The following is a 5312-nucleotide window of genomic DNA, read 5'->3' on the forward strand; positions in this document are numbered from 1 at the left end:
AAGTCCGCAACCATACACATCTCGGAATGCAAAACATAGATTGCCGGCTATGTTACGAAGTAAATAAGGCAGTCTTTCTATTAGTGCAATTGTTCCGGGTGCGCCACAGCATTATGTGCGCGCCCCCGGCAGGTATTTAAACGGCTTCGCCTAATTTTGGCCGCGATCTCTGATGGAGAGAACGGCCGGTTGGGGCGACGCAATAGGGTGACTGATGTCGAAAGATAGGTACCCCAGACGAGTGGTCTATACTGCGCTGATCGGCGACTACGATCAATTGGCTCCTGTGATATTCCCCTCAGACGTCAGCTTTGTGGTGTTTACGGATAACGCCGCTCTTTCGGTTGAAGGTTGGACAACACGCAGTGTCTGCGACTGGACAGAAGTACTACCGGACATGCCGAACTGGATGATTAACCGCATAATTAAAGTGCACCCCCACGTTTTCCTTCCGACATTCCATGAATCTCTTTATGTGGACTGCAATATTGCTCTACTTAGAGATCCTGCCCCCCTCTTTGACAGGTACTTGTCGAGCGCAGACCTCGCAATTCCGCTGCATATGGATAGAAGCGATATCCGCGAGGAACTTGAGGAGTGTTTGCGCGCAGGGAAGCTTGATAAGTCAAGCTATAATACAATAGCGTCGCGCGTTAGGTATTATGAAGATATTAATCTGCCGATGGGCCCATTGACCGAGAACAACGTAATGCTCAGGCGCAGTTGCCCGGAAGTCAACCTGGCAATGGAAGCTTGGTGGCGCGAGATCTGCCAAGGCGTTAAGCGTGATCAGATTGCACTTCCCTATGCGCTGCATGGGGCGAAGGTGAAGTTTGCGCCCGTTCGGGAGGGGCCCCGCGTGAGTGCTAAATACATGACCATTCGACCACACTGGCCAAGTGATCGACCAAGAAACCTACGTTATTATGCGCGCACGATCAGTGCACTTAGACATCGCTCAATCTTTCACATGGTCGTTGCACGAACGCTGGACATACTCGTCGTCGTTCATTCTCTGATCAAACGAGAAACACCTTGATGGGTCGCCCGTCGCGAAGTGGGCTTCGGTTCAGAATTGCCTCACAGATCGGGATGCACTCGATTGCTATGACGCCATGCAGCGTTATCCCAAGGGCCAGTTGAACATGAAATCCTCTGGCTGGTCAAAAATCTACTTATCAATGTTCTTAATATCTATAGCCTTTGGCTTCTCGGCAGGATACGGCGCTTTCGGCGAGAGTCGCGATTATTTTAGTTACAATGAGTTTTTTAGCCAACTACGACCAGGTAGAATTTTTGCGAACTTTAGATTCGAGCCTGGCTTTGTGTTTTCGACATGGGTCGCAAAATTTGCTCTCGGTCTTGAACTGCCGGCGACTTTTTCTCTATTAATGTCCGCGGCGCTCCTTTTGAAGAGCCATTCATTCAGCAGAGCGCAACATCCGATTCTTACGATGCTCTTTTATTTGGCAACGTGGTACCCGCTTCACGAGTATACTCAGGTTCGCGTCGCAATGGCTACCGCTTTTTTATTCGCCGCTGTTAATTGCTTTTTCGCAAATAAGCGAATGATGTTTATCTTGTGTGGCGCATTGGCAGTGAGCTTCCATGGTTCCGCTATATTTGCACTAGCCTGCGTCTTAACCGCCCATTCGTTGGCCCCGCTTCGCTTGAGGTTTTCGATTCCACTTCTTCTTGGACTTTCCCTATCGCTGTCGATAATTTTAAAGAGCAGTATGCTGCCAATAATGGCGGCAATCAACCCGCTAACTTCGGCATATATTACTTTGGCCGATGGATTCGAGGTACCTACCATCTTCTCCGGCGCAAATATTCTTACCGTGGCATTCTTGGTCTTGTTCTATAAGGCATCCGGCTTTAACTCGCCAAGGCACCGAACGCTCTTCCTCGTCACCGTTGCAAGCTTGATGGTCTTCGTCGCGCTTAGAGATGTTCCGGTTATGGCGCACAGGCTGAAGGAGATTACTTTGGTATTTGTTACTCTCCTTGCATTCGATTACAAAATCTCTCCACAAAGAGTTCCACAAGCGGCCGTCGCCTTCGGGCTGGCAACCTGGTCGCTTTATAAAGCCGTCACCTTGGGTGTTATTTAGGGAGCAGGATATGAAATCCGATGTTGTTATAGTTAACTGGAACTCTGGATGTCAGCTGCAACACTGTATAGATTCAATTTGGGCCTTCGGGGGAGGGCGATGTTGAAAGACTGATTGTGGTTGATAACGGGTCCGACTGATGGTTCTGCTGATTTCGTCCATCGGAGATCCTAACATCGATCTCGTTTTGCTTGGCGAGAATACGGGCTTCGCTTCCGCATGCAATAGGGGTGCAGCAAGGGGAAGCTCAAGCTTTGTGCTCTTCTTGAATCCTGACGCCCGGTTACTTGAGCAAACCATGTCGCAAATCGACGGGATGACCAGCGATCCATCTAGGGTGCGGGTCGGCGTGTTCGGGGCACGTCTTGTCCACGAAGATGGCAGCACCCAGCGCAGCTGCGCCCGGTTTCCTGGCGCTAAGAATTTTGTAGCGAGCAGCTTTGGCATCAGTCGGGTACTTAAACTTGCTGGAATGCACATGCACGATTGGGATCATGCCGACACGCGCCTAGTGGATCACGTAATTGGAGCATTCTACCTGATCAGAAGAGAGTTATTTGAGCGCTTGGGAGGATTTGACGAGCGTTTTTTTGTCTATTTGGAAGATCTAGACTTGTCGCTGCGAGTGCATAATGAAAACTATCAGGTCCTTTATCTCGCCGATGTTGTGGCCTTTCACAAGGGCGGCGGCGTTTCAGAGAGGGTTAAGGCGCACAGGCTTTTCTATTCACTGCGGAGCCGCATTCAGTATGCCTTCAAGCATTTTTCTGCGGTCGATGCCATCTTGGTGGCGGCTTCAACGCTGTTCGTCGAACCATTTTCGCGACTTGTTTTGGCTATCTCTCATGGCAGCTTACAGGAAGTTATAGATCTGTGCAGGGGTTATAGAATGCTATTGGGCTGGGCTATTAGCGCTGTTTGGAGTCCAAGGTCAGTCATTAGTGATCGGATGTTATGACTTCGTGGTTGAAGGAAGAATGTGCATGATTGCCGAGCCACGGGGCTCCACCACACTGGAGAGTGTACCACCCGTCGCTTCAGTCGGTATGACTGTTCTCAATCGCTATTCGCGGCTGGGAGCATCAAGTCGGCTGAGGACGATTCAATATGCTGCCTATTTGGAGGCAACAGGCATTGAAGCGGCCTTCCAACCGCTTTTTGGTACGGCCTATCTCGAGCGCCTTTATGCCGGTCAGCCGAAACTGGCGGAAGTCCTGAAGTCTTATGCACGGCGCGCCACGCAACTGGCGCGATCACGTCACGCTGATATCCTATGGCTTGAAAAGGAAGCGCTGCCTTGGCTGCCTTGGATTATCGAGCGAGCTTTTCTGCCGGCACGCGTTCCGTTGGTCGTGGACTACGACGATGCCGTATTCCATCGATATGACTTACACCGCTCTGCTCTTGTGCGGGGGCTCCTCGGTCACAAGCTTGATCACCTGATGGGTCGTGCGGCTCTAGTCACTGCGGGGAACCACTATCTCGCGGATCGCGCCTACGCCGCCGGTGCGAAGCGCGTCGAAATTGTTCCTACTGTGGTCGATCTGAACGCCTACTCCTCCCGGAGCGTAGCCGCGTCCGGTGAGGTAACGACTATCGGCTGGATAGGCACACCCAGCACTTGGTGTGAATACATGGCACCCATGATGCCCTTAATGTCTGCATTGGCAGGGGCGGCAGGTGCAAGAATTACGGCTGTTGGTGCCGGCTTGGCAGCTGCTGAGCACAGCTTGCTCAATAATCTAGCGTGGACTGAAGATACCGAGGTTGCGCGTATTCGTGCGATGGACATCGGAGTCATGCCGCTTACAGACACCCCATGGGCGCGTGGCAAGTGCGGCTACAAGCTGATTCAGTATATGGCTTGTGGTCTTCCTGTCATTGCATCACCGGTCGGCGTCAACGCAGAAATTGTAGAGCATGGGATCAACGGACTGCTGGCTTCTACCGATGCTGAATGGAACCAAGCTTTGTCGGCGCTGCTGCGCGACCCTGAAATGCGCGCTCGAATGGGACGAGAGGGCCGGCGCAAGGTTGAGAGGGAGTATTCTCTTGAAGTATGGGGACCGCGTGTTGCAAAGCTTCTGAGTGAGATCCCTACGAAAAAGCAGGCTGGTAACCGATGAGTTAGAATTCGCGGATAGCCTGCGGCATCAGGAACTGGTTGGTCCTTCTGCATGTCCCAGGCGCGGTCTAGTGCTTTTGATCCGCGCGACGGCCTGCGGGATGACAAGGGTGCGGGCTTGTTGTAAGCCGAGGCTAGATTTGGACAGCGGAGATGAGGATGCAGATTACCGAAACGGCCTTGCCTGGGGTGCTACTTTTGGTATCGCGCCGGCATGGCGATATCAGGGGCTTTTTTTCGGAACTGTGGAGTCGCGCAACCTCGACGAGGCTGGGCATTAACATCGATTTCGTGCAGGACAACCAGTCGCTCAGCCGGGCGGCGGGCACAGTGCGCGGGCTGCATTACCAGGCCCCGCCGCATGCGCAGGACAAGCTGGTGCGCTGCGGCGCGGGGGCGATCTTCGACGTAGCGGTGGATATCCGGCGGGGCTCGCCCAACTATGGCCGCTGGGTCGGGGTGGAGCTGACGGCGACGAACGGGCGGCAACTGCTGGTGCCGAAGGGCTTCCTGCACGGTTTCGTCACGCTCGAGCCGGATACCGAGGTGCTCTACAAATGCTCGGATGTCTATGCGCCGGACTGCGACGGGGCGGTGCGTTTCGACGATCCGGATCTCGACATCGACTGGGGCATCGATCCCGCCACCGCGGTGCTCTCCGACAAGGACCGCGCGGCGCAGGGTTTTGCCGATTTCCACTCTCCCTTCAGCTTCGAGGCCTGAAATGACCCCAATGAAGATCCTCGTCACCGGCGGCGCCGGCTTCATCGGCTCGGCCGTGGTGCGGCGGGCGATCCGCGACGGCCATGCCGTCGTCAACGTCGATGCGCTGACCTATGCGGCCTGCCTCGCCAATGTGGCGATGGTGGCGGACCATCCGGCCTATGCCTTCGAGCATGCCGATATCCGCGACGCGGAAGCCATGGCGCGGATCTTCGCTGCGCATCGCCCCGATGCGGTGATGCATCTGGCCGCCGAGAGCCATGTCGACCGCTCGATCGACGGGCCGGGCGCCTTCATCGACACCAATGTGCGCGGCACCTACGTGCTTCTCGAGGCGGCGCGGGCCTGGT

General features: G+C 54.3%; 6 protein-coding genes. All 6 read left to right on the forward strand.

What is annotated here, in order from left to right; genetic code table 11:
* Window positions 1–241 precede the first annotated feature (241 nt).
* A complete protein-coding gene (locus C5F48_RS21620) occupies window positions 242–1039 on the forward strand; it encodes a glycosyltransferase domain-containing protein (protein WP_170139742.1) in 798 nt (265 codons plus the stop codon).
* Window positions 1040–1115: 76 nt separating this feature from the next.
* Entirely contained in the window at window positions 1116–2114 is a 999-nt protein-coding gene (locus C5F48_RS21625; protein ID WP_107665821.1) for an EpsG family protein, read from the forward strand.
* A 139-nt stretch (window positions 2115–2253) separates the two neighbouring features.
* Window positions 2254–3072, forward strand: a complete 819-nt coding sequence (locus C5F48_RS21630) for a glycosyltransferase family 2 protein (RefSeq protein WP_107665822.1) — start codon at window positions 2254–2256, stop codon at window positions 3070–3072.
* Between the two features lie 25 nt (window positions 3073–3097).
* Window positions 3098–4240 (forward strand): glycosyltransferase family 4 protein, encoded by a 1143-nt coding sequence (locus C5F48_RS21635; protein WP_107665823.1) that lies wholly within the window; start codon window positions 3098–3100, stop codon window positions 4238–4240.
* Between the two features lie 158 nt (window positions 4241–4398).
* Window positions 4399–4962, forward strand: a complete 564-nt coding sequence (gene rfbC, locus C5F48_RS21640) for a dTDP-4-dehydrorhamnose 3,5-epimerase (RefSeq protein ID WP_107665824.1) — start codon at window positions 4399–4401, stop codon at window positions 4960–4962.
* 10 nt (window positions 4963–4972) lie between these two features.
* Window positions 4973–5312, forward strand: a 340-nt coding sequence (locus C5F48_RS21645; protein ID WP_146170697.1) for a GDP-mannose 4,6-dehydratase, incomplete at its 3' end; no start/stop codon positions are given.

The organism is Cereibacter changlensis JA139 (assembly GCF_003034985.1).
GTDB classification, from domain to species: domain Bacteria; phylum Pseudomonadota; class Alphaproteobacteria; order Rhodobacterales; family Rhodobacteraceae; genus Cereibacter; species Cereibacter changlensis.